Below are 23,206 nucleotides of genomic sequence, written 5' to 3'. Positions count from 1 at the left end.
AAGGTGTGGCCTTGGCAGGCTTAACCGTAGCTGATTGCGCGGGGCGGATAGCGCGTTTGGGCGGCGCTGCCAACACGCCCCCCTTAGCGAAATCCCAGATTCTTCAAGCTGAAGTACAACTGGAAGGTGTCGCCCCGGCGCGCGTCGCCTGCGGAAAGATAGTCGCGGCGCCATGTGGCGCCCATTTCAAGGCAGTCGTCCTGGTAGGCCACGCCGAGCCGCGTGCGGATCGGCTGGAAGCCGTCACTCGACAGGGTGGGATCTTCTTCACGGTCGGTAAGGTTGAAGACGCCCGATCCGAAGACCGACCAGTAATTGGCAAAAGCCACGCGAACGGCGGCGCGCAATTCCTCGCGGTCCTGGAGATCCTCGACCGTGGTGATATTGCGATTGAGACGCAGATAGCCGATCTCGGCGTAGGTGCGGCTGGAGCCGACAGTCGCGTCGAACTCGTTGCGGCGCACTGCGAAATTGTCCTTGTCGAGCCGGAACCGGTGCGCGAGCTTGAGGAAATCGCGGTAACGGATTTCCGTGCGGCCGACGAAGTCGCTCACCTTTTCCGACAGGCCCGTGCCGTCGGGCAGGATGTCGCGGTCGTTGTCGAGCCGGTAGGACTGGCCGAGCGTCGTGAAGAATTCCCAGCCCGGGCGGCGCAGTTTGTAATCGAAGCCGTAGGTAACCCGCGCCCCGTCTTCGATCCGGTCGTAGCCGGGAAAACGGTTGAGCGCGAAGAGGTTGGAATCCTCGAGATCGACTGCCCGCGCATCTTCGTTGGGGATGGCGAGGTTCTTGATTTCGGGCGTGACGACCAGCTGCACGCGCGGAGTGAAGACCTGCTCGCCACCGAAAATTTCGCCCACTAGGGGCCATTCGACATCGACCGCGCCCAGCGCCACGCCGCGCGTTTCCCACCCCGGATTGCCGCGATAGGCGGCGGTTTCATTGAACTCGTTCCCGTCAGAATGGTAGATATCGCCGCGCAGCAGACCGGTCAGCGTGACCATTTGACCAAGGCCGGTGATGGTGCGTCGGCTCCATTCCGCCTTGGCAAAGGCGCGCTCGGTTTCCTGGCCCAGCTTGCGCATGATGGCGAGGCTGTTGAGTTGCAGTTCTACCTGCCCACCGGCCAGCGGATCGTCGAGCCGGCGCCGCCAGTCGATCACCGGCAGCGCCACCGGGACCTGGTTCTGGTCCTGGTTGAGCCGCAGCGTCTGCGTCGCCCATCCGGCGATGGAGAGATAGGAGGAGCGGTCGATGCGTTCGAGGTCGACCATCGAACGCAAACGGTCGTCGCGGCTGATGTCGTAGCGCCGCAGGAAAGTCTTGTCGCTCGCCAGCCGGACCGAACCCGTCAGGCTCCATTCGGGTGAGAACTGGAACCGCCCGTTGGCGAACAGGTACCCGCGCGGATCGGCTTCGGAATTGTTGGTTAGGCCGGTGAAATCGGAGATGCGGCGGCTGTGCGTTGCATAGCCGGTAACTTGGTACGCACCCTTCTCGGTGAGCTGGCGCCATTGGGCAGAGACCATCGGGTTGGTTTTGGAGAAAACATAGGCCGACAGGGTCAGGTCCTTGTTGTCGGCCATCCGGATGTAATAACTGCCGGAGACCTCGAGCCCGTTGCTTTCCGAAACGCGCAAGTCGGGGACGAGAAAGCCCGAAACCCCGCCGTCGTCCGTCCGCACGGAGAGGCCAGGCAAGGGAATGATCCGCGCGCCGAAAAGCTCAAGATAGGCGCCGCGGAAGCGGACCTGGCTGCTCGCCGGGTCGTAGACGACGCGATCGGCCGTGATCTTCCAACTCGGTTCCTTGCTGCACCCGTCGGGCGAGACCACGGCGCAGGCGCTGTAGGCGGCCTGTTCGAGCAGGATCGTCCCGTCGCTTTCGCGAATGCCGCGATTGGCGGCGAGGCGACCACCCTGCCTTAGCGCCAGAAGCAAGTCCTCCATCGCGCCGGCTTCGAACTGGTCGGTCAGTTCGACCCGTTCGGTGTAGAGCTGGTTGCCATTCTCATCGACGAAGCGGACATTGCCGGTTGCCACGATCACGCCAGTTCGCCCGCTCCAGCTGACCAAATCGGCCCGCAGCGAGCGATCGCCCGAGCGCAGCACGACGTTGCCTTCGGCGGTCGTGATCTCGGCCTCGGAATCGTAGCTCAGTATATCGGCGGCGAAAGCGATCTGCCGTTCGCCTGCCTCGTTGAATTCCGCAGGAGGCGAAGGCAGGTCGTTGTCGTCGCTGACGAAAAAAGGGTCCTCCGGGCTATCCGGGGGCGGGGGAAGGTCGCTCGGGCTTTCGCCCTGTGGCTCTTCGACCGTGCCGGCGCCGGTGGCGGCGCCATCCTGTGCGAGCGCGGGCCCGGCCGCGACTAGCGCGAACACGGCGGCACCCGTGCCGAGCCGGTGCAACAGGTCGAAGGCTGAACGGGCGCTGCCGGGGTGCATGGCTTGCCTATCGCACCGGCCACGCCTAATCGCAATCGCGTTCATCCGGGCTGCCCACGATTTGGGCAGGTCCCGCTCATCGAAGAATCCGGGAGAATCCATGCACATCCAGTTCAGCCAGTCCCGTCCGCAAGGCGCGCGTCTCATTGCGCATGTGGTCGACAAGGGCAAGCTTCCTGCCGCCACCAACGCCGCCATTCGAGCTGGCGCGGAGGCCGCGCGCTTCAAGGGCAACGCCAGCCAGACCTTTGACGGCTTCGTCGAGGACGGCGGCCAGGTCGCGCGCCTCGCCATCGCGGGTGCGGGCGACAAGTCGGACGAGGCGCGTCTCGCCAATCTCGAGAAGGCGGGCGCAGCGCTGGCGGGCAAGTTCCAGTCGACCGGCGACAAGGACATGGTCCTCGACCTCAGCGAAAGCGGGCTTTCGGCAGAAGAAGCCAGCCACGTCCTGCTCGGCCTGCGCCTGCGCAACTGGCGCTACGACATCTATCGCACGAAGATGAAGGACGAGCAGAAGGTCACGCTCGAAAGCGTCACCGTCGTCGGCGCGCCCGAAGGTATCGAAGGCGCGTGGGCCGATACCGCCGCCCTTTCCGAGGGCGTGGAGTTCACCCGCGAACTGATCACTGAACCGGCCAACATCATCTATCCCGAAAGCTTCGTGGCGCGCTGCAAGGAGCGCTTCGAGGATACGGGCGCCGAACTGATCGTGCTCGACGAAGCCGAAATGGAAAAGCTCGGCATGGGCTCGCTGCTCGGCGTCGGCCAGGGTTCGTCGCGCGAATCGCGCATCCTAGCCATCCGCTGGAACGGTGGTGGCAGCGAAGCGCCGACCGCTTTCGTGGGCAAGGGGGTGACCTTCGACACCGGCGGTATCTCGATCAAGCCGGGGCCCGGCATGGAAGACATGAAGTGGGACATGGGCGGCGCCGGCGCTGTGGCTGGCGGCATGCTCGCGCTGGTGAAACGCAAGGCTAAGGCCAATGTCGTGGGCGTTATGGGTCTCGTCGAGAACATGCCCGACGGCAACGCGCAGCGTCCTGGCGACGTGGTCACGTCCATGAGCGGCCAGACCATCGAAATCCTCAACACCGATGCCGAAGGCCGCCTCGTCCTCGCCGATGCGCTTCACTGGACGCAGGAAGAATTCCAGCCCAAGCGCATCGTCGACTTCGCCACGCTGACCGGCGCGATCATCATCGCGCTCGGCCATGAATATGCTGGCATGTTCTCCAACGACGACCAGCTTTCCAAGGACCTTGCCGACGCGGGCGAGGCGGTGGGTGACAAAGTGTGGCGCATGCCGATCGGCAAGGCTTACGACAAGCTGATCGACAGCCCCATCGCCGACATGAAGAACATCGGCGGCAAGGCGGCCGGCTCGATCACCGCGGCCCAGTTCCTCCAGCGCTTCATTGCCGACGGCACGCCCTGGGCGCATGTCGACATTGCCGGGATGGCCTGGTCGGACAAGCCGGGCCGCACCTGGGGCAAGGGCGCCACGGGTTACGGTGTGCGCCTGATCGACCGCCTCATCTCCGACACGGCCGAAGGCTGACCGATGACACCGTCATGGCGAAGATGAGGCGCAAGGCAGACCTTCCGACTAAGGTCTGCGCTACGTGTGGCCTCAGCTTCGCCTGGCGCAAGAAATGGGCGCGGGACTGGGACAATGTCCGCTATTGCTCCGAACGGTGCCGGCGGAATAAGTCCGGTGAGGGGTAAGCGGCCTCAAGCAGCGAAGCGGTAGGACAGCACGTCCTCAAGCAGCGAAGCGGTAGGACAACACAATGCGCGTCGACTTCTACCAACTGAGCAATGACCCGGTCGATGTCACCGTGGCGAAACTGGCGCGCAAGGTTCTCCAGGCCGGAGAGCGGCTGGTAGTAGTCGCCGCGGACGAGAGGCTGCGCGAACACATCTCCAAGACCCTGTGGGAGCAGGGCGGGGGCAGCTTCCTCGCCAATGGCCCGGCCGACGGTCCGCACGCAGCGCGGCAGCCCATCCTCATTGCCGAGACCTGCGCGGCACCCAACGAAGCGCGCATGGCCATTCTCGCCGACGGCCAGTGGCGCGAGGATGCTTCGGGATTCGATCGCACCATGCTGTTGTTCGACGCCGAGGCGACCGAGGCCGCACGCGGGCTTTGGCGCGAGCTTGCCGCACGCGAGGATATCGACAACCGCATCTTCAAGCAGACCCCTGAGGGCGGCTGGCGCGAAGGACGCTGAATTTCAGGAACTTGGACCGCGTTCGCCCGTCGGTTGGGCATGCGATTGTCCCTGCTTGCCCTCTGTCTCACCGCCCCCCTTCTCTCCGCCTGCAGCAAGGAGAGCGAGGGGGATGGAAGCGCGGCAGTGACGCGGGATGAAGCCGATCCTGCCGGCTCCTACGACATCGATCCCGAAACCGGCGAGATACGCGCAACGCATACCGACACAACCGGGCTCACCACCACCATGCGCGCGGGCGAAAAGGTCGAGGCGCGTTATCCGGCGCCGTTCACCGGCTATCCGGGCGCAAAGGTCACCAACACCACGCGCGTCGAGCAGGGCGAGAACCTCTTCGTCACGATCGAATTCACGACGCCCGATGCGCGTGAGAAGGTGGTGGCCTTCTACCGCGCGCAGGCCGAGGAAGCCGGTATCGATCCCGAGATCGAAGTGAGCGGCGGCCAGACCACCACGCTGGGCGGCGAAAACGCCCGGGGCGGGGCCAGTTTCGCGCTCCAGGTCACCCGTGTCGGCGAGGAGACGCAAGGCCAGATCTCCGTCGCCAGCGGATTCGACTAATCCTTGCTCCTGCGCGCGCGCGACGCTAGGGGCGCGCGCGAGAACTCTCTCCCCATAAAATTCTTCGCAAGGAACACAGATCATGGCGGTTACCCGCACCTTCTCGATCATCAAGCCCGATGCCACGCGCCGCAACCTTACCGGTGCCGTCACCAAGATGCTCGAAGACGCCGGCCTACGCGTCGTCGCTTCGAAGCGCATCCACATGACCCGCGAGCAGGCCGAGGGGTTCTACGCGGTCCACAAGGAACGTCCCTTCTTCGGCGAACTGGTCGACTTCATGATTTCGGGTCCGGTCGTCGTGCAGGTCCTCGAGGGCGAAGACGCCGTGAAGCGCAACCGTGACGTGATGGGCGCCACCAACCCGGCCGATGCCGACGAAGGCACCATCCGCAAGACCTATGCCGAGTCGATCGAAGCCAACTCGGTCCACGGTTCGGACAGCGACGAAAACGCCAAGATCGAGATCGACTTCTTCTTCGACGAGAACGAAATCGTCGGCTAATCGACACGAGACAGCCCTTTCGCGACATTGGTTTGCGCAAAAGGTAAACTTGCTAGGTAATGGGCGTATCCTGCGTTAGGATGCGCCCATTATGCTGTCGGGCATCTTCCGCTTCAGGGGAGGGAAGGCTTCGCGCGAAAAGCTAATTCGCGATCTCGCTTCCTGTCTCAACGAACGCGCTTATGCGCGGCTGCAAGAGATCGTGTCCGAAGACATCGTGATCGCCGATGTGAACACGCGCCAGTTCTCGGGACGCGATTGGATGCTGTCGAGCGAACGCGAGCTTTCGCGCCGCATTCCCGATCGCAAGCTGGTGATCGAGACAATGCATCACTTCGAAGATGCCGTCCTGGTCAGCGGACGTTACGAAAGCCGCAACGCCGACGTGGCCGGGCCCGCAATGTGGCGCGTGGGCTTTTCCGGCGACAAGATCGTGCGCATCGACGTCACCCGTGCCGATAATCGCATGACGCTGCCCAAGTTCGCAGCGCATTTCGCCAACTATTAGCCGTCAGGTCGCGAAGCTTTCCACCTGTTGCCGATGGGCGACGTGGCGGTCCTCGCGCGCAATCTCCAGCTCCGCCCCGGCGGCCCCGCGGCTTTGGGCCGTAAAATCGTATCCGAGCTCGCTATAGGCTCTCTGCAGCGCGGCGATCGGATCGCTGTTCAGATCGGCAAAGGCGATCGCGCTTGTTGTCGCTTCACTGTTCGATCGGAAGCTCTGCATCCGCTGTTCGCGCAATCGGTGCTTGCGTGCCCATTCCTCCTCCAGTTCGTCAAACTGCAAGCCCCGGCACTGGAAGGCCATCTGGCTTGCGACCATCGAAACGCTGCTGGCCAGCGTCGAGTTTTTGTCGCGCAGACAGCGTACAATCCTAGCCTCGGGACATGCCGCCATTAGCGCCGACATGTCCTCGGCAAATTGCGGACATTTGAGAACGCGCGGACGGGCGGCGTTCCCCATTGTCGCAGCGTCGGTGCGCAGGATCCGGGCGAATTCGCGATAGATGGGCGAAGCTTCGCGGGCCTCGCTGAACCGCACGAAGGATGGAATGCGCCATTGCGCCTCGAAAGCCACGGGCGACAGCGCGGCTGCCAGCCACCCGATTTCCTCGTCGGTGCGCGTTGCGCCAATGGGGTGCATGGTCTCCAGCCAGGGATTGACGCGGTGCGCAACGGCAAGCGCGGCGTGCGCCTTGAACGGTCGCAGGTCGGGGCTTTCGGGGACAGGGTACTGGCTGTTGCAAAACCGCGTGCCGCTGAACTGAGGATCGGCAGCAAACAGGCGCTGGACCCGCGTCGTGCCGCTGCGCATCTGCCCCAGCACGATGAGCGGCGGGGCAATCGGCGTCTCTGCCAGTTCGGGCTTTTCGCGCCATAGCCGCCCCAGCGCATGGCGTTTGCGGATAGCCGAGGTGATCTGTCCATAAGCCATGGTGTGACCGAGCGCGTTGAGCCGCGCTTCGTCGCGCAGAGACCGGCACAGGTGATCCAGCCGCAGGCGAAAATCGGCAACATCCTCGTCGCTGCGGATCGAAACCTCGTCGGCCTCGCTGAAGCCCTTGCTCCCGACCTTCCAGAGATATTCCGGCTCGAGCGCGGGCTTCTCGTCCCAGCCCATTTCCCAGACCATGGCGACCAGCCAGTCCAGCCGTGCGGCGAGGCGCGAACGCGTGAAGGGGTGCGGGCGGGGCGGCGTCATTCGTCGCGCGACTTCCAGCGATCGAACAGGCGGGTGCCGATCATTCGCAGCAGGTGCGCGCCGATCAGCACGCCCGCGGTTATCAGCACGGCGTCGAGCATATCGACCTCTTCGGTCTGCCAGCTGTCGTCGGGCTCCAGCGCGATCATGGCGAAAGCGATAATCGCCAAAAGGAAGAAGATATAGGGCGTGAGGCGGCGCATCAGAATTGCTCCGCTGCGTCGATCAATTTTGTCGCGCTTTTCGGCGCCACGCTGCGCCAGCTGCGCTTGAGCCAGTCGGCGACATGGTCCCAGTCGAGACCCGGGCGATTGAGGATGACACCCAGCCATCCGCTTGCCCCGTAATAAGCCGGTTTGAAATAGGCCTGCGGCTGCGCTTCGACGAGGTCGAACAATTCGTCTATGCTTCCTGCCTTGACCAGCACGGCGATATGCTCGCTGCCGTGGTGCTGGTCATTGAAATAGGCGAAATACTTGCCCGATTTCTCGCTGCCCGCACGCCATCCGGGCGAACCGTGGCTCTCGCGCTCGTGGCTTTGGGGCAGGGCGAGCGCCAGTTCGCGGACCTTTTCGAGCAAGAAGGCCGGGTCGTTCTCGCGGCAGAGATAGTCGTTGACCACGCGCGGGTAGAGCTGGTGCTCGGCATAGCGCACGCGTTCGGCAAGGCTGTCGGCCGTCTCGCCCTTGCGGATGGCGACCTGCATCTGTCCCAGCACCTCACCCGCGTCGAGTTCGGGCGTGACGAGATGAACCGAGACGCCGCCATGGCTGTCGCCTGCGTCGATTGCGCGCTGGTGGGTGTCGAGACCGGGGTATTTCGGCAGCAGCGAGGGATGGATGTTAAGCATCCGGCCTTCCCAACTCGCGGCGAACGCGTCGGTCAGGATACGCATGTATCCGGCAAGCACGATGTAGTCGGCCCCCGCATCACGCGCGGCCCGTCCCATCGCCGCATCATGATCGGCGCGGGTCATGCCCTTGTGCGAGCGCGCGAAGGTTGCGACGCCTTCGGCCACGGCGAGGGCCAGACCCTCGGCCTCGGGATCGTTGGCGGCCACCAGAACCACCTCGTAGGCGGCGTCGGGCAAGCGCGAGGCGTAGAGCAGCGCGGCCATGTTGCTGCCACGCCCGGAAAGGAAAATCGCGACCTTCGCCTTGTCAGCCAAGGTGGACCGCCTCCCAGCCGGATTTGGAAGACCAGGTGCCCTGCGAACCGCGCACGGTGCAGCCCTTTTCGCCTTCGACGATGCGACCGACGGCGAGCACTTGCTCGCCAGCGTCTTCCAGGCGGCTGCGGACCAGCTCGGCCTTCGACGGATCGACCGCGAGCACCATGCCGACACCGCAATTGAAGGTGCGGGCCATTTCGGCTGGCTCGATATTGCCCTGCGCCTGCAGGAACGCCATCAGCCCGGGCTGCTCCCAGCCGTCCGCCTCCACCTCGGCGTGCGCGCCTGTGGGCAGGACACGCGGGATGTTTTCGAGCAGGCCGCCGCCGGTGATATGGGCCATGGCGTCGATCAGGCCATCGCGGACCAGCGGCAGCAGCGTCTTTACATAGATGCGCGTCGGCTCCAGCAGTGTCTCCACCAGCAGGCGATCCTGGTCGAACAGGGCGGGGCGGTCGAGCTTCCAGCCCTTGTCCGCAGCCAGGCGGCGGACCAGTGAGAAACCGTTCGAATGCACGCCCGAACTGGCGAGGCCCAGCAGCACGAGGCCGGGGGCAACGCGCTCGCCGGTCAGCTGTTCGCCGCGCTCCACCGCGCCGACGCAGAAGCCGGCCAAATCGTAGTCGCCGCTGGCGTACATGCCCGGCATTTCCGCCGTCTCGCCGCCGATCAGTGCGCAGCCAGCCTGCTTGCAGCCCTCTGCAATGCCGGCGATCACGCGCTCGGCGACGCCGTTCTCCAGCTTGCCGGTCGCGAAATAATCGAGGAAGAACAGTGGTTCCGCGCCCTGAACGATGAGGTCGTTCACGCACATGGCGACAAGGTCGATTCCCACCGTGTCGTGCCGGTCGGTATCGATGGCGAGCTTCAGCTTGGTGCCGACTCCGTCGTTGCCAGCAACCAGCAGCGGATCCTTGTAACCCGCGGCACGGGGATCGAAGAACCCGCCGAAACCGCCGATTTCCCCGTCCGCGCCGGGGCGCATGGTGGCTTTTACCAGCGGTCCGATCGCCTTGACGAGGGCGTTGCCTGCGTCGATCGAAACCCCGGCCTGTTCGTAGGTGTAGGAAGGCGTGTCGCTGCTCATCCGCCGCCTTTCGCGCAATTCCACCGCAATATCCAGTATTCCTGCTTGGATTTCCCGAATGCTTTGGGCAAAAGGCGGCTCGAACACCCCCATGCGGACCCTTTCCTCCCTTTCCCGGCGCTCGCGTATCGCCCTTTTCGCTTCCGGCCTCGCACTGGCCGGCGGAGCGGGCTGGCTGGCGAACGCGCAAGTGGGCGGGGATCGCGGGATCGCCGCCGTTGCCGCCTCGCGCGACATCCAGGTTTCCGACATCGAGGTCGACGTTCGAGCCGACAGCGGCGTGGAAGCTCGGGAGGAAGCCTGGGCCGAAGCGCAAGTGAAGGCTTGGGAAAAGCTCGACGGACCGGACCTACCCGCCTCGCGGATTGCCGGCCTCGTCTCGGCCATCGTGGTCCAGCGCGAACGGCTGGGCCCCAAGCGCTATGTCGCCACTCTCGGCGTGATTTTCGACCGCCAGCGCGCGGCCCCGTTCCTAGGCGATGGGGGCCGCGCCATGCGCAGCGCGCCCATGCTGGTGCTGCCCGTCACCGTCGCGGGCGGGACGCAGCTCATGTACGAGCAGCGCAACCCCTGGCAGCGCGCCTGGGCCGAGTTCCAGGCCGGGCAGAGCCGCGTAAACTATGTCCGCCCGCAAGGATCGGGCGGCGAATCGCTGCTGCTGACCTTCGGACAGACCACCCGCCGCAGCCGCGTATGGTGGAACAACATCCTCGACGAATTCGGCGCCGCCGATGTCCTCGTTCCCATCGCGAACCTGCGCTACACCTATCCCGGCGGACCTATCGAAGGCACCTTCACCGCGCGCCACGGACCGGACAGCGAATTCCTCGCCAGCTTCACCTTGAGGGCCGAGAACCCCGAGGAATTGCCGGACATGCTCGAACGGGCGGTTCGCCGGTTCGACGCCACCTTCCAGGTCGCCCTGGCCGATGGCACGATCCAGCCCGATCCCACGCTCAATGTGAAAACCGGCGAACTCAATCCCGCGATACAGCGGCTTGTCGACCTCGGCCGCCGGCTCCTTGCGCAGGACGAACAGCGCGAACAGACCACGCTTGCGCCCACGGCGGAGAGCGACGGGGCGATCAGCGCCGCGCCGATCAACCGCCCGCCGCCGGAGGGCTCGGTCGCGCTCTACACGGTCCAGTTCGCCTCGCCCGATGCGGCGGCCTTCGGTGCGATCCTCGCCGATGTCCGCGGCACACCCGGAGTGCGTTCGACCGGCGTCCGTTCCACAGCCATCGGCGGCACGTCGGTTATGACGGTCAGCTATTCGGGATCCATCGGCCAGCTGGCCGAAGCCTTGCGCGCACGGGGCTTCACCGTGCAGCAGGGGGCGACGGCCATCCTGATCAGTCGCTGAGCGCTTCTTCGGAGCGGCCGGACATGACGCAGATCGCGCTTCCCCTTTCGCATTCAGGGCCGCAGGAACCTTCCAGCATCGTGCTGGGCGAGGGCAATGCCCACATCGCCGAGGCATTGGCCGCCAGCGCGGACTGGCCGTTCGGCACGGCGATCCTTGCCGGCCCTGCGCGTTCGGGCAAATCGCTGTTTTCGCGCTGGTTCGCCTCGCACACGGGCGGCGGCGCGATCGACGATGCAGATCAGAAGGACGAGACCGAGATATTCCACGCCTGGAACCGCGCGCGCGAGGATGGCTATCCGCTTCTCCTCACGGTCGATGCCGGCGGGTGGGAGATCGCATTGCCGGACCTGCGCAGCCGCATGGGCGCCGCACTCCAGCTCGAAATCGGCGCGCCGGACGACGATCTGGCCGCCGAACTCATGCTCAGCCACGCAGCGCAGCGAGGGCTGGCGCTGGGGGAAGGCGCACCGGCCTATCTGATCCCGCGGATGGAGCGCAGCCACGCCGCGATTGAGCGAATCGTCGCCGAAATCGACCGGCTCAGCCTTGAACGCAAGGCGCCCGCCACCATGTCCATCTGGCGCGACGCGCTCGACGCGGTGCAAGGCCCCGAGCAGGCGCGCTTGCTTTGAAATGCCGAAAGTGGAAGGATTGAGCCCATGTTCGAACGGCTGATCGCCTATCTGGACTCGATCAAGGCGCGCGATCCCGCGCCGCGTACCCGCTGGGAAGTGCTGCTCTACCCCGGTGTCTGGGCGCTCGCCTATCATCGCCTTGCCCACTGGCTGTTCGAGGCCGACCTGTTCTTCCTCGCCCGGCTGGTGAACCACTGGAGCCGGATGGTGACGGGTATCGACATTCATCCTGGTGCCACGATCGGCCGAAAATTCTTCATCGATCACGGCTTCACCGTCATCGGCGAAACCGCGCAGATCGGCGACAATGTCACCATCTACCAGAACGTGACCTTGGGCGGCACGAATCCGACCAACGGCAAGGGTGGCAAGCGCCACCCGACGATCTCGGACGATGTCATCATCGGTTCGGGCGCTCAGGTGATCGGGCCAATTACCGTGGGCAAGCGGGCACGGATCGGGGCCAACGCCCTGGTGCTGGACGAAGTGCCGGAAGGCGCGACCATGGTTGCCCTCAAGGCACGCAGCCACCTGATCGCGGCGGAAGAATGGAAGAAGGACTTCGTCCCTTACGGCACGCCTTGCGACGATCCTTGCGCTCCGAGCCGTGACTGCATCGAAAAGCTGGAGAACGAGCTCAAGGCCCTCCGCAGCGAAATCGAGACCCTGCGCGGCGAGAGCCAGCCGCGGCAGCGAAGCGGTACCGACGACTGATGGCCATAACGGGCGGCATGAATGTCGTTGCGTTTCCGGGCCGCAAGCCCAACCAGGTCGGTTTTACGCGCGACGAGTTGACGAAGATCCTTGATGTCTACGGACGGATGGTCGCCGCAGGACAATGGCGCGACTACGCGATGGATTTCACCAAGGACGCCGCCACCTTCGCCGCCTTCGTGCGTCACGCGGAGCGTCCGCAGGCGCGCCTCGAAAAGCGCCCTTCATTACGAGGCAAGCAGGGGATGTGGACGCTCTTCGGCGAGCATGGACAGGTGCTCAAGCGCGGGCATGAATTGCCCGGCGTGATGGCGCCGATCGAGCGCCGCCTGCTCAAGGCAGTCGAGGAATAACGTGACCTCTGGCGCATGAAAAAAGGGGCCCGCCGTAATGGCGAGCCCCTCCCCCTCGGTGGTCCGATGATCAGGCGGTGGCGGGAAGCCGCGCCTGCATGTCGCTCGGCAGCCCCTTCACCACGGCGCGGCGGATCGGGGTCCACAGCGCGCTCAGCGTGAGGAGTGCGGAGCCGATGACCAGGGCTGTAAGAGCAAAGTTCAGTTCCACGGCCCCGAATTCGCGGAACAGGAAGGTCAGCGCGATCAGCACGTAGGCGAGAGCCGAGACCAGCAGCGCGCGACGGTCGACCGCCAGCGCCACGAGGCCGAAGGCGATGTAGACCGCGAGCACCGCGACGGCGGCGCCAGCGCCGATGTTGTCGCCCTGCGTCACGCCGAGCAGCGCAAACACTGGATGCGCGATCATCGGCGCGGCCAGCAGGTGGAGCCAGAAGGCCACGTCGCTGCGGCGCGTTTCGCGGCGCGGGTCGCTCATGTCCCAGCGCATGGCGAAAGCGAAGATCACGAGACCGGCCACGAAGACGAGGCCGAGGATGATGGTCTCGAGATTGGGCGTCTTGGGTCCGATCCCCGCGATGATCACTGCAATGACGGTGCCGGCAATGGCCGCCGTGCCCGCCGCGATGGTGATCGGCACCATGAAGCGGCGCCAGTGCAGCCAGGCCGCGCCCGCCGTGAGCAGCGAGGAACCGCCGAGCAGCAGCACGCCGAGCGTTTCGTTCGGCTTCACCGAGCCTTCCATCGTCGCAATGATGAGGCCGACGAAGGTCATAAGCGTGCCGCCCACGAAGGCGAGCAAGAGGATGATGCTGGGCAGCGCCATCCGGCGCTTGGCGGTGAAGAATTCGGCCAGCATCCACGCCGTGCCTGCGACCAGCGCCGCGCTGACGGGCGAGGGGCCGTTGTTGTTGCTCCAGACCGAATCCCCGATCGCGGCCATGGCCATGAGCAGGATCACGGCCCCGATGCTGACGAAGATATCGTTGAAACCGGTGATGAGGCGGAAATGCTCCGCATCGGCGGGCACCGCGTCGCGCTGGGCGGCGACGTGAGCGCGCAGGGCATCGGCGGCATCGGCGCTGATCGCGCCTGCCGTCACTGCCGAATTAAGGTCTTCCTGGCTGTACATGGCCATTTCTCTCCCCGTTGAAGGAAGAGGCAGGCATAAACCTAGTGTATTAATACGTCAATACGGTCACGCTTGCTGGTCGGTGATGATCCGGACACGCATGCGCGGCGCTGTGTCATCTTCCAGTTCCATCGGTTCAACCTGTGGCAGGAAGTCGGACTGGAATTGGCTGATTCGGCGAGCCAGTCCTGCGAACAAAAGCGTCGAGCCAAGCTGCAGCGCGAGGGCGAAGGAGATCACTAGAAAATCCATCCACCAGGGTGTGAGAAAATTGAACGGGGTGCCGACGTTGATCGCGGCCTTGATCGCAATCACCACGAATATCATTAGCCCCACGGCTACCGCGGTCCACCATGCGGTGACATCGGACACGCTGGCGTCGGCGAGCTCCTGCGGCTCGCCCTCGCTACGGTTGTAGAGTTCGCGCATCGCCTCGAATGGAAGGACGAGGTTGAGGCCGGGGATGAAATAGTTCGTCACCGCCCGTTTCGGCGAATTCGACAGCCGGAAGCCATGCACCCGCATGTTCTCATGCGCGCGCCAGACCCACATCAACGCGAAAACGAAAAAGCAGATCGTCAGCAACAGCAGTGCGGTCAGAGCGATACCGGTGGGCGACTTCCACGATTCAAGCCACGATTTCATTGTGCCGAATGGCGAGAAACTTGCCGGCGGCGGAGGTGCGTATTCCTCTTCTAGCGGATAGCGTGTGGCGGTGACGTAGGTATCCGTTTCCTCGTCGTAATAGATAAATTCTTCCCCACCCATGTCGGGTATGGTGTAATCTTCGGATTCGTACTGGGTTTCATTGACGAAGGTGTCCGTTTCCGGATCGTAACCCTCGGAGTGGTAGTAGATACCATCCTCGGGTCCTTCGCTGCCGTAGCTCGCGAGTTCGGCCGGGCGGCTGCGATCCATCGGTACGACGGCCGGCGGGGCGGCTTTGGCTTCCGCAATCGTTTCGGATTCGACAGGCGCGGGGAAGAAATCTTCCTTGGTGGTCCAGCCAATCAGGCCAAGCCCGACAAGAGTAACCAGCGCGGCAAACACCGTAACGGCGAGCGACAGCTTGTTCAGCTTGCCCAAATTCGATTCCATGATTGTGCAACCCCCAAAGAAAAACCCCGCCCCGTTATGGAGCGGGGCGGGGTTATCTGCAATTCGTTTGGGAATATTTATCCGCGAGCGCTGCTCGGTCCGGTGCCCGTGACTTTCTGCATCGCCGTGAGGATCGCGCCCGACTGCTCGGAGCCCGACTGCGGGGCCTTGAGGTTCGAGAATTCGCTGATCTTGTCCCAGTTGGCGGCAAAGCCTTCGACCGTGCGCTCGCCATCGGGCAGCCAGACGGCGTCGTTCATGACAGTCCAGGCCGAGTGGAAACCGCCTGCACCGGCGCCCACGATGGCGTTGGTCGGCGCGTCTTCGCTGACGAGGAAGAGCGCGGCCGGGACGACGTTCACCGGATCGAACAGCTTGAAGGCTTCTTCGGGGAAGAGGTCTTGCGTCATGCGCGTCCCGGCGACCGGGCTGAGCGTGTTTACCTTGATGCCGTATTTCGCGCCTTCGAGCTGCAGCGTCTTGGTGAGACCCGCAAGGCCGAGCTTGGCCGCGCCGTAATTCGCCTGGCCGAAGTTGCCGAACAGGCCGGTCGACGACGCGGTCATCAGGATGCGGCCATAAGCCTGCTCGCGCATGGTTTCCCACACGGCCTTGCTGACGTTGGCCGAACCGTTGAGGTGGACATCGACGACGAATTCGAAATCGTCCATCGTCATCTTGGCGAAGGTCTTGTCGCGCAGCACGCCGGCGTTGTTGATTACGATGTGCACGCCGCCGAACTTCTGCTTGGCGTCGGCGACCATCTTTTCCATCTGCTCGAATTCGGTGACGCTGCCGCCGTTCGACATGGCAGCGCCGCCCATCTTCTCGATTTCCTCGACGACCTCAAGTGCCATGTCGGAGTGGCCGGTGCCGTCACGCGCACCGCCGAGATCGTTGACGACGACCTTCGCGCCGCGGCGGGCGAGTTCGAGCGCGTATTCGCGGCCCAGACCGCCGCCTGCGCCGGTGACGATGGCTACCTTGTCCTTGAAGTCGATGGTCATGGGGGGCTCCTGCTTGTGGTTGTTTGTCGTTTACGTAAAGGTCAATTGCCGCAGCGGACTGCCACTTTCCCTTCGCACTTGCAACAGGGGGCGCGGCGAAGCGCGGTGCCGTAAGGTCAGGACGTGGCTTTAAAGGCCTTCTAGTGCGGAAATCAGGCCGCTTAGCGAATCAATGGATGCGTCCGCGCCAAGTTCCTCCGGCGTGCCGTCACAATAGCCATAGCAGGCCGCGACAATCGGGATTTGCGCCGCGCGGGCCGCCTTCACGTCATAGCTGCTGTCGCCCACGAACACCGTCCGGCCGCCGCCGCCGAGCTCGCGCGCTTTCAGGATCGGGTCGGGCGCGGGCTTTGCGATGTGCTTGCCGTCCGGCCCCTTGCCGAGGCTGTCCCCGCCGATCACGAAAGCGAGGCGGTCGATCAGCTCCAGGTCGCCGAGGATGCCGCGCGCGAACTGTTCGAACTTGTTGGTCACCACCCCAACGGTTACGCCGCGTGCGCCCAGCGCGTCCAGCACCTCCACCGCATGGGGGTAGGGGCGTGTGTGGACCGCATAGTTCTCGCCGTAATAGGTGAGCATCGCCTTGTAGAGGTTGCGGAATTCCTCGTGCTCCAGCCCGCCTTGCGCGTCCACGGCCTGCTTGAGCATGATCTTCGCCCCGCCGCCGATCAGGTCGGTGGCGCTTTCGATGGGCACGGTGGCAAAGCCGCCCAGCGCCAGCGCGTGGTTGACCGCGGTGCCCAGGTCGCGGTGGGTTTCCAGCAGGGTGCCGTCGAGGTCGAAGGCGACGATATCGAAGGGAAAATCAGCCATCTGCGTCCGAGTGCAGGATGGTTCTTCAAACTGCAAGCGATTGGTGGCATGGCCCCTTGCCATGAACACTCGCAGAGATTTCGCCGTTGTCATCCTCGCCGCGGGCAAAGGCTCGCGCCTCAAGAGCGGGGTGCATAAGGTCCTTCACAACATCGCCGGGCGACCGATCATCGAGCATCTGATGGCCCAGGTCGCTATCATCGAGCCTGCACGGACCATCGTGATCGTGGGCGACGAGCGCGAGCAGGTCGAAGACCAGGTCTCCGACCGGGCGACCTGCGTTGTGCAGGAACCGCAGCTCGGCACGGGCCATGCGGTGGCGCAAGCGAAGGATGTGCTCGCGGATTTCGACGGCGACGTGATCATGCTGTTGGGCGATGCGCCCTTCATCACCGCCGCGACCATGGTGGAAATGCTTGAGCGGCTGCGCGCCGGTGACGAACCGGCCGTCGTGGTGCTGGGCTTTGAGCCGGAGGATGCGCTGCAATACGGCCGCGTCATCACCCATGCCGACATGACGATCGAAAAAATGGTCGAATTCAAGGACGCGAACGAGGCCGAACGCGCCACCCGCCTGTGCAATTCGGGCCTCATGGCGGCGAAGAGCGGCGACCTGTTCGACCTGCTCGAGCGCGTCGACAACGACAACGCGCAGGGCGAATACTACCTCCCCGACATCGTCAACGTGGCGGTGAAGGAAGGCCGGACCTGCGCTGCCGTGGTCGCCGACAGGCCCGAGGAAGTGCTTGGCATCAACTCGCGCAAGGAACTCGCTGCGGCAGAGCGCCAATGGCAGGATTTGCGCCGCGAGGAAGCGCTGGAGAACGGCGTGACGCTGAAGGCCCCCGAAACGGTCTTCTTCAGCTACGATACCGAGCTGGAAGCCGACGTTGTGATCGAACCCAACGTCGTCTTCGGCCCCGGCACCACGGTAAAGCGCGGCACGCGCATCCGCGCCTTCAGCCATCTCGAAGGTGCGCATGTCGGCGAGGATTGCGAAGTCGGCCCCTACGCCCGCCTGCGCCCCGGAGCGGTGATGGAGAAGGGCAGCAAGGTCGGCAACTTCGTCGAGATGAAGAAGGCCACGCTGGGCGAGGGCGCCAAGGCCAACCACCTGACCTATCTCGGCGATGCGACGGTGGGCGCGGGCGCGAATATCGGCGCAGGCACGATTACCTGCAATTACGACGGGTATTTCAAGCACCAGACCAAGATCGGCGAGCGCGCCTTCATCGGCTCCAACAGCGCGCTGATTGCACCGGTCGAAATCGGTGCCGATGCGATTGTCGCAGCCGGTAGCGCCGTCAGCCGTGATGTCGCCGCAGGCGAACTGCGCATGGTCCGTGCCGAACAGATGGTGAAGCCGGGCTGGGCCGACCGCTTCCACGACACGATGAAAAAGAAGAAGGCGGCGGAGAAGAAGTGACAGCCTTAAGGAGACTGGCCGAAGCCGGTGCGTTGCTCATCGCAATCGCGCTTTTAATTCCCGTCATTCCCTCGAACGATGGCTATGTGCACGAGTTCGGCCTTCTTCACGGTCTCGCCATTGCTTCGTTTGCGATAAGCCGAACCATCAGATGGAGCCGCCAATATTGGCTTGCCTTGCCCGAAACGATTGGATTCGCCGTTATCGTTCTGATTCTATTGATGGCTTATAATCTTCTTTGATAAATGCAGCGTGCAGTTGCTGGCTGTGCGAGCGCCCTCTTGGGCGGCAGGTGCAGCAGCATCACCCGGTGCCGAAATCCAAGAAGGGGCGCGAGACGGTTCCCGTTCATCCCATCTGCCACAAGACCGTGCACAAGGTCTTCACCAATGCGGAACTGGCGCGGTTCGGGGATGACCGGGCGCGGCTACTGGAAAACGAGGAACTGGCGAATTTCCTGCGCTGGATTGCGGACAAGCCGCCCGACTTCAACGCCCCTGTTCGCCGCAGCCGATAGCAAAAGGGCGGCCCGTACGGACCGCCCTTTCGTTTGCGTGTGAGAACGCGCCTATTCGCTCTCGCTCTCGTTGTCGTCCATCAAACGCTGCATCAGGTAGACGATCTGGAGCGCCTGCAGCTTGGCGCGCTGCGTGTTGTCGACGCCGCCCGAATGGCCGCCGGTCATGTCCTCGTAATACCAGTAGTCCTGGCCAAGGCCCTTGAGCTTGGCTGCGCCCTTGCGGGCGTGCGCCGGGTGGGTGCGGTCGTCGGCGGTCGACGCCCAGAAGAAGGGGGCAGGGTATTCCACGCCCGCTTCGATCTTCTGGTAGGGCGAATAGCCTTCGATCCAGGCGCGCTGTTCGGGGATGCGCGGATCGCCATACTCGCCGATCCACGAAGCGCCGCGGCCGATCACGTGATAGCGCAGCATGTCGAACAGCGGGATGGCGACGATGGCCGCATCGAACAGGTCCGGGCGCTGGGTGAAGGCCGTGCCGACCAGGAGCCCGCCCTGGCTGCCGCCCTGCACGCCGAGCTGACCGGGATTGGTGATCCCGCGCTTCACGGCGTCTTCGCCCACGGCGATGAAATCGTCCCAGGTGCGCTGCTTGTTCTCGCGGATCGCCATCTGGTGCCAGCCGGGACCGAACTCACCGCCACCGCGCAGGTTGGCGAGCAGGAACGCGCCGCCCTTTTCCAGCCACATCTTGCCCGTCAGGGCGCGGTAGCTGGGCAACTGGGATATCTGGAAGCCGCCATAGCCATAGAGCAGCGTCGGCGTGGAGCCCTCCATTTCCATGCCCTTGGGCTTGACGAGGAAATAGGGAATTTTCGCCCCGTCAGGGCTGGTCGCCTCGAACTGTTCGACTTCCATGCCGGTGCTGTCGAAATAACTGGGCGAGGTCTTGAGAACCTGCGGATCGCCCGTGCCGTCCGAATACCACAGCGTGCTCGGCGTGAGGAAGTCGGTGGAGGTGAACATGATCTCATCGGTTTCGGACGAGGTGGTCTGCACACTCAGCGTGGCGTTGTCGGGCAGCGTGACCGCGCGCTGGACCCATTCGCCATCTTCGAAGTCGATCTTCACGACCTTGCCCACGACATTGTCGAGGATCGCCATATAGGCACTGTTGGCGGTCGCGCCGCCACCGCGCTTGGTCTGGCGTTCGGCAGGGGCCCAAATCAGCGTCTTGGTCGCGCCGTTGGGATCGCGCTTGAACTCCTCAAGGTCGACGGCGACGAGCGAGTCGGCGGGGAAGACCTGACCTTGCGTTTCCCAGTCCACGTCGGTGGAGAAAGTCAGGTGGCCATCGACGATGCCGCCGATGCTCGCCTTCTTCGGCATGTCGAGCTCCAGCCACTCGCCCTTGTGCCAGACGTAATTGATGCTTTCGTGGAAGCTGATCGCGCGAAACGCGGTGCGGCCATGGACCACGCCCCTGTTGTCGCGGATGAGGCCCGCTCCGGCCCACACATCGCTTTCCTGACCGCGGAACAGCTCGCTCGCGTCGGCCAGCGGCGTGCCGCGCGTCCACACGCGGGTGGTGAAGGGATATTCGCTTTCGGTGATGGTGCCGCCGCCGAAATCACGGCTCACGAGCAGTGTGTCTTCATCGAGCCACTGGACCCCGCCCTGGCTCTTTTCCTCGATCACGAAGCCGCCCTCGACGAACTGCTTGGTGGTCATGTCGAATTCGCGCAGGATGGTGGCGTCCTCTCCCCCGTCCGAGAGCGCGATCATGCACAGGCGTTGGTCCGGCGGCAGGCAGGTGCTGCCCTTGTAGACCCATTCCTTGCCCTCGGCTGCGGCCAGCGCATCGACGTCGAGGATGATGTCCCATTCGGGATTGTCGGTCTTGTAGCTTTCGAGGCTGGTGCGGCGCAGCACGCCCTTGGGATTCTGCTTGTCCTGCCAGAAATTGTAGAGACCGTCCTTGCGGATCGAAACGTAGGGGATGCGGTCTTCGGCATCGAGGATGGCAAGCGCTTCGGCGGTCAGTTCGTCGAACCGCGGATCCTGCGCCATATGCGCCATGGTGCGGTCGTTTTCGTTGCGAACCCATTCGAGCGCTTCGTCGCTGCGCGCTTCTTCGAGCCAGATGTAGGGGTCTTCGTCAGGGCCGGGTACGCCGTCCTGTGCAGTTGCCATAGTCGTCATGCCCATTGCCAAAGCAGTGCCAAGCGCCGCAGTCGATACCAGTTTCATGAGATTGCAGTCCCTCTTCCCATTGAACCGACAGTCTTGCGGAAGGGGACGGGGGAGACAAGGGGGTTCGCCTATCGAACCAAGCAGTTGGTCGAACGAAAAAGGGCGACCCCGCAGGATCGCCCTTGTTCAATCAATTGTGCGAGGCGTTATTCAGCCTTCGACGTGTTCCGCGAGGACCGTCAGGCCCTTTTCGCCGACCTCGGCAAAGCCGCCGCGGACCTCGATGGTCTCCGGCGCAGCGCCTTCGGTCTTGTAGACCTGCACGGCGCCGTCACGGATGGTCGACATGAAGGGCGCGTGGCCCTCGAGCACGCCGAATTCGCCTTCCGCACCGGGCACGACGACCATGTGGACGTCTTCGGAGCGGACCAGCTTGGCCGGCGTGACGAGTTCGAAGTGGAGGGCCATGTCCTTACGCGTCCTCGGCCAGCTTCTTGGCCTTCTCTACGGCTTGGTCGATGCCGCCAACCATGTAGAAGGCAGCTTCCGGCAGGTGGTCGTATTCGCCGTCGACGACAGCCTTGAACGACTTCACGGTGTCTTCGAGCTGGACGAACTGGCCCGGGATGTTGGTAAAGACCTCGGCCACGTGGAACGGCTGGCTGAGGAACTTCTGGATCTTGCGGGCGCGCGCCACGGTGAGCTTATCTTCTTCCGAAAGCTCGTCCATGCCGAGAATGGCGATGATGTCCTGCAGGCTCTTGTACTTCTGCAGGGTTTCCTGGACGCGGCGGGCGGTCTGGTAGTGCTCTTCACCGACAACGCGCGGTTCGAGAACGCGGCTGGTGGAATCGAGCGGGTCGACGGCCGGGTAGATGCCCAGCTCCGAAATCGCGCGGTTCAGCGTGGTCGTTGCGTCGAGGTGGGCGAACGAGGTTGCCGGAGCGGGGTCGGTAAGGTCGTCGGCGGGAACGTAAATGGCCTGGACCGAGGTAATCGAACCCTTGGTGGTCGAGGTGATGCGTTCCTGCAGGTTGCCCATGTCGGTCGACAGGGTCGGCTGGTAGCCCACGGCCGAAGGAATACGGCCGAGAAGTGCCGACACTTCCGAACCCGCCTGGGTAAAGCGGAAGATGTTGTCGACAAAGAACAGCACGTCCTGGCCTTCGACATCGCGGAAGTATTCCGCCATGGTCAGGCCCGAAAGAGCGACGCGTGCACGCGCACCCGGAGGCTCGTTCATCTGGCCGAAGACCAGGGCTACTTTCGAACCTTCGCTGATGGCTTCGCCAGCGTCGTTCTTGGCGATAACGCTGCATCGAGGAATTCGTGGTAAAGGTCGTTACCTTCGCGGGTACGCTCACCGACACCTGCGAAGACGGACACACCACCGTGGCCCTTCGCGATGTTGTTGATCAGTTCCTGGATGAGGACGGTCTTGCCCACACCGGCGCCACCGAACAGGCCGATCTTACCACCACGTGCATACGGGGCGAGCAAGTCGATGACCTTGATGCCGGTGACGAGGATCGCGGCTTCGGTCGACTGGTCGACAAAGAGCGGGGCTTCGGCGTGGATCGGCATGGTCTGCTCGGCGCCGACCGGACCGCGTTCGTCAATCGGTTCGCCGATTACGTTCATGATGCGGCCGAGCGTCTTCGGACCCACGGGGACCGAGATCTGCGCGCCGGTGTTCACGACTTCCTGACCACGGGTGAGGCCGTCGGTGCCGTCCATGGCGATGGTGCGGACGGTGCTTTCACCGAGGTGCTGCGCGACTTCGAGAACCAGCGTGTTATCGCCGTTCTTCGTTTCGAGCGCGGTCAGGATCGGCGGCAGTTCGCCTTCGAAGGCGACGTCGACGACGGCGCCGATGACCTGGGCGATGGTGCCGTTGGGGCTCTGGTTAAGCTTGGGTGCGGTGGCCATGATCTGTGTTCCTACTGGCTCAGGAGTCTACGTGGTGCACGCCATGTTCGGCGCAAAGGGCTTCGGCGTCGGCGAGCATCCAGCCGGTCTTGTCTTCATTGACCGTCAGCGTTGCCTTGTGACGCAGGTATTCGTCTTCACCGAGGCCGAATTCGCAAGCGACGGTGTCGGCGCCCATGGCGCGGCGGCACACGGCCTGGTTGACCGGCTCGGCGCCTTCGCAGGTTCCGGCGAAGGTGGTGCGGAACAGGTCCTGGTCGGGCGCGGGAAGCGTGCTCACCGGCTCCGGCGTCGCGACCTCGGTGGGGGTCGCTTCCGGCGCGGGTTCTTCGCCGCAGGCTGCGACGAGGACGAGGGGAAGGAGGAGAGCGAGTTTCTTCAT

Annotated in this window: 25 protein-coding genes and 1 pseudogene; 13 read left to right on the top strand and 13 right to left on the bottom strand. The window is 64.0% G+C overall.

Features of this window, described 5'->3' with window-relative positions; genetic code table 11:
- Positions 1–83 precede the first annotated feature (83 nt).
- Complete coding sequence (locus tag ED21_RS09635) at positions 84–2,444, bottom strand: LPS-assembly protein LptD (protein ID WP_006833694.1); 2,361 nt, start codon at positions 2,442–2,444, stop codon at positions 84–86.
- A gap of 100 nt (positions 2,445–2,544) precedes the next feature.
- On the opposite strand from ED21_RS09635, the gene ED21_RS09630 reads away from it, so the two are divergent.
- The 6 genes from ED21_RS09630 to ED21_RS09610 all read left to right on the top strand — a co-directional run bounded on the left by ED21_RS09630 (position 2,545) and on the right by ED21_RS09610 (position 6,249).
- A complete protein-coding gene (locus tag ED21_RS09630) occupies positions 2,545–4,002 on the top strand; it encodes a leucyl aminopeptidase (RefSeq protein WP_006833693.1) in 1,458 nt (485 codons plus the stop codon).
- Positions 4,003–4,016: 14 nt separating this feature from the next.
- Positions 4,017–4,169, top strand: coding sequence for a DUF2256 domain-containing protein (locus tag ED21_RS15130; protein WP_083800429.1), 153 nt, complete (start codon positions 4,017–4,019; stop codon positions 4,167–4,169).
- A gap of 65 nt (positions 4,170–4,234) precedes the next feature.
- On the top strand, positions 4,235–4,675 hold the full coding sequence (locus tag ED21_RS09625) for a DNA polymerase III subunit chi (protein ID WP_006833692.1): 441 nt from the start codon (positions 4,235–4,237) through the stop codon (positions 4,673–4,675).
- A 126-nt stretch (positions 4,676–4,801) separates the two neighbouring features.
- On the top strand, positions 4,802–5,236 hold the full coding sequence (locus ED21_RS14740; RefSeq protein WP_006833691.1) for a hypothetical protein: 435 nt from the start codon (positions 4,802–4,804) through the stop codon (positions 5,234–5,236).
- A gap of 82 nt (positions 5,237–5,318) precedes the next feature.
- Positions 5,319–5,741: a nucleoside-diphosphate kinase gene (gene ndk, locus ED21_RS09615; RefSeq protein ID WP_006833690.1), complete on the top strand. Its 423-nt coding sequence runs from the start codon at positions 5,319–5,321 to the stop codon at positions 5,739–5,741.
- 91 nt (positions 5,742–5,832) lie between these two features.
- Positions 5,833–6,249 (top strand): nuclear transport factor 2 family protein, encoded by a 417-nt coding sequence (locus ED21_RS09610; RefSeq protein ID WP_006833689.1) that lies wholly within the window; start codon positions 5,833–5,835, stop codon positions 6,247–6,249.
- Positions 6,250–6,252: 3 nt separating this feature from the next.
- On the opposite strand, the gene ED21_RS09605 is transcribed toward ED21_RS09610, so the two are convergent.
- Genes ED21_RS09605 through purM form a run of 4 tightly spaced genes read right to left on the bottom strand, consistent with a single transcriptional unit; the run spans position 6,253 to position 9,701 of the window.
- Positions 6,253–7,443, bottom strand: coding sequence for a sulfotransferase (locus tag ED21_RS09605; protein WP_006833688.1), 1,191 nt, complete (start codon positions 7,441–7,443; stop codon positions 6,253–6,255).
- The gene (locus ED21_RS09600) at positions 7,440–7,646 is read right to left on the bottom strand and encodes a hypothetical protein (RefSeq protein WP_006833687.1); all 207 of its coding nucleotides are present in this window, start codon (positions 7,644–7,646) and stop codon (positions 7,440–7,442) included. Before ED21_RS09600 ends, ED21_RS09605 begins: the two co-directional genes overlap by 4 nt.
- Positions 7,646–8,611 carry a phosphoribosylglycinamide formyltransferase gene (gene purN, locus ED21_RS09595; protein WP_006833686.1) on the bottom strand — a complete coding sequence of 322 codons (966 nt, stop codon included), beginning with the start codon at positions 8,609–8,611 and terminating at the stop codon, positions 7,646–7,648. The genes ED21_RS09600 and purN overlap by 1 nt, the downstream gene beginning before the upstream one ends.
- Positions 8,604–9,701 carry a phosphoribosylformylglycinamidine cyclo-ligase gene (gene purM, locus ED21_RS09590; protein WP_006833685.1) on the bottom strand — a complete coding sequence of 366 codons (1,098 nt, stop codon included), beginning with the start codon at positions 9,699–9,701 and terminating at the stop codon, positions 8,604–8,606. Before purM ends, purN begins: the two co-directional genes overlap by 8 nt.
- A gap of 91 nt (positions 9,702–9,792) precedes the next feature.
- On the opposite strand from purM, the gene ED21_RS09585 reads away from it, so the two are divergent.
- The 4 genes from ED21_RS09585 to ED21_RS09570 are packed head-to-tail and all read left to right on the top strand — an operon-like array spanning position 9,793 to position 12,769.
- Positions 9,793–11,064, top strand: a complete 1,272-nt coding sequence (locus tag ED21_RS09585; protein ID WP_034922245.1) for a hypothetical protein — start codon at positions 9,793–9,795, stop codon at positions 11,062–11,064.
- Between the two features lie 23 nt (positions 11,065–11,087).
- On the top strand, positions 11,088–11,699 hold the full coding sequence (locus tag ED21_RS09580) for a hypothetical protein (protein WP_006833683.1): 612 nt from the start codon (positions 11,088–11,090) through the stop codon (positions 11,697–11,699).
- 27 nt (positions 11,700–11,726) lie between these two features.
- Positions 11,727–12,416: a serine O-acetyltransferase EpsC gene (gene epsC, locus ED21_RS09575; RefSeq protein ID WP_006833682.1), complete on the top strand. Its 690-nt coding sequence runs from the start codon at positions 11,727–11,729 to the stop codon at positions 12,414–12,416.
- On the top strand, positions 12,416–12,769 hold the full coding sequence (locus ED21_RS09570) for a DUF2794 domain-containing protein (RefSeq protein WP_006833681.1): 354 nt from the start codon (positions 12,416–12,418) through the stop codon (positions 12,767–12,769). Before epsC ends, ED21_RS09570 begins: the two co-directional genes overlap by 1 nt.
- 70 nt (positions 12,770–12,839) lie before the next feature.
- Here ED21_RS09570 and ED21_RS09565 read toward each other — a convergent pair whose 3' ends face one another.
- The 4 genes from ED21_RS09565 to ED21_RS09550 form a co-directional block, all read right to left on the bottom strand.
- Positions 12,840–13,901, bottom strand: a complete 1,062-nt coding sequence (locus tag ED21_RS09565; RefSeq protein WP_034922242.1) for a hypothetical protein — start codon at positions 13,899–13,901, stop codon at positions 12,840–12,842.
- 66 nt (positions 13,902–13,967) lie between these two features.
- Positions 13,968–14,999, bottom strand: a complete 1,032-nt coding sequence (locus ED21_RS14735; protein WP_006833679.1) for a DUF4328 domain-containing protein — start codon at positions 14,997–14,999, stop codon at positions 13,968–13,970.
- Positions 15,000–15,076: 77 nt separating this feature from the next.
- Positions 15,077–16,006, bottom strand: a complete 930-nt coding sequence (locus ED21_RS09555) for an SDR family NAD(P)-dependent oxidoreductase (RefSeq protein WP_006833678.1) — start codon at positions 16,004–16,006, stop codon at positions 15,077–15,079.
- A 129-nt stretch (positions 16,007–16,135) separates the two neighbouring features.
- On the bottom strand, positions 16,136–16,819 hold the full coding sequence (locus ED21_RS09550) for an HAD family hydrolase (RefSeq protein ID WP_006833677.1): 684 nt from the start codon (positions 16,817–16,819) through the stop codon (positions 16,136–16,138).
- Positions 16,820–16,880: 61 nt separating this feature from the next.
- On the opposite strand from ED21_RS09550, the gene glmU reads away from it, so the two are divergent.
- The 3 genes from glmU to ED21_RS09535 all read left to right on the top strand — a co-directional run bounded on the left by glmU (position 16,881) and on the right by ED21_RS09535 (position 18,762).
- Positions 16,881–18,245 carry a bifunctional UDP-N-acetylglucosamine diphosphorylase/glucosamine-1-phosphate N-acetyltransferase GlmU gene (gene glmU / locus ED21_RS09545; RefSeq protein ID WP_006833676.1) on the top strand — a complete coding sequence of 455 codons (1,365 nt, stop codon included), beginning with the start codon at positions 16,881–16,883 and terminating at the stop codon, positions 18,243–18,245.
- Positions 18,242–18,487 (top strand): hypothetical protein, encoded by a 246-nt coding sequence (locus tag ED21_RS09540; protein ID WP_006833675.1) that lies wholly within the window; start codon positions 18,242–18,244, stop codon positions 18,485–18,487. Before glmU ends, ED21_RS09540 begins: the two co-directional genes overlap by 4 nt.
- Positions 18,488–18,555: 68 nt before the next feature.
- On the top strand, positions 18,556–18,762 hold the full coding sequence (locus tag ED21_RS09535) for a hypothetical protein (protein ID WP_369765821.1): 207 nt from the start codon (positions 18,556–18,558) through the stop codon (positions 18,760–18,762).
- Between the two features lie 51 nt (positions 18,763–18,813).
- Here the strand turns inward: ED21_RS09535 and ED21_RS09530 are convergent, their stop codons facing one another.
- From ED21_RS09530 to ED21_RS09515, 4 genes and pseudogenes are all read right to left on the bottom strand, one after another.
- Complete coding sequence (locus tag ED21_RS09530; RefSeq protein WP_034922171.1) at positions 18,814–20,952, bottom strand: prolyl oligopeptidase family protein; 2,139 nt, start codon at positions 20,950–20,952, stop codon at positions 18,814–18,816.
- A 153-nt stretch (positions 20,953–21,105) separates the two neighbouring features.
- Complete coding sequence (locus tag ED21_RS09525) at positions 21,106–21,363, bottom strand: ATP synthase F1 subunit epsilon (RefSeq protein WP_006833672.1); 258 nt, start codon at positions 21,361–21,363, stop codon at positions 21,106–21,108.
- Positions 21,364–21,367: 4 nt separating this feature from the next.
- Positions 21,368–22,824, bottom strand: a pseudogene (gene atpD, locus ED21_RS09520) (F0F1 ATP synthase subunit beta).
- A gap of 19 nt (positions 22,825–22,843) precedes the next feature.
- The gene (locus ED21_RS09515) at positions 22,844–23,206 is read right to left on the bottom strand and encodes a hypothetical protein (protein ID WP_233995730.1); all 363 of its coding nucleotides are present in this window, start codon (positions 23,204–23,206) and stop codon (positions 22,844–22,846) included.

Source organism: Erythrobacter sp. SD-21, assembly GCF_000181515.1.
Classification (GTDB): Bacteria; Pseudomonadota; Alphaproteobacteria; order Sphingomonadales; family Sphingomonadaceae; genus Qipengyuania.
This window is presented reverse-complemented; position numbering and strand designations above follow the sequence as displayed.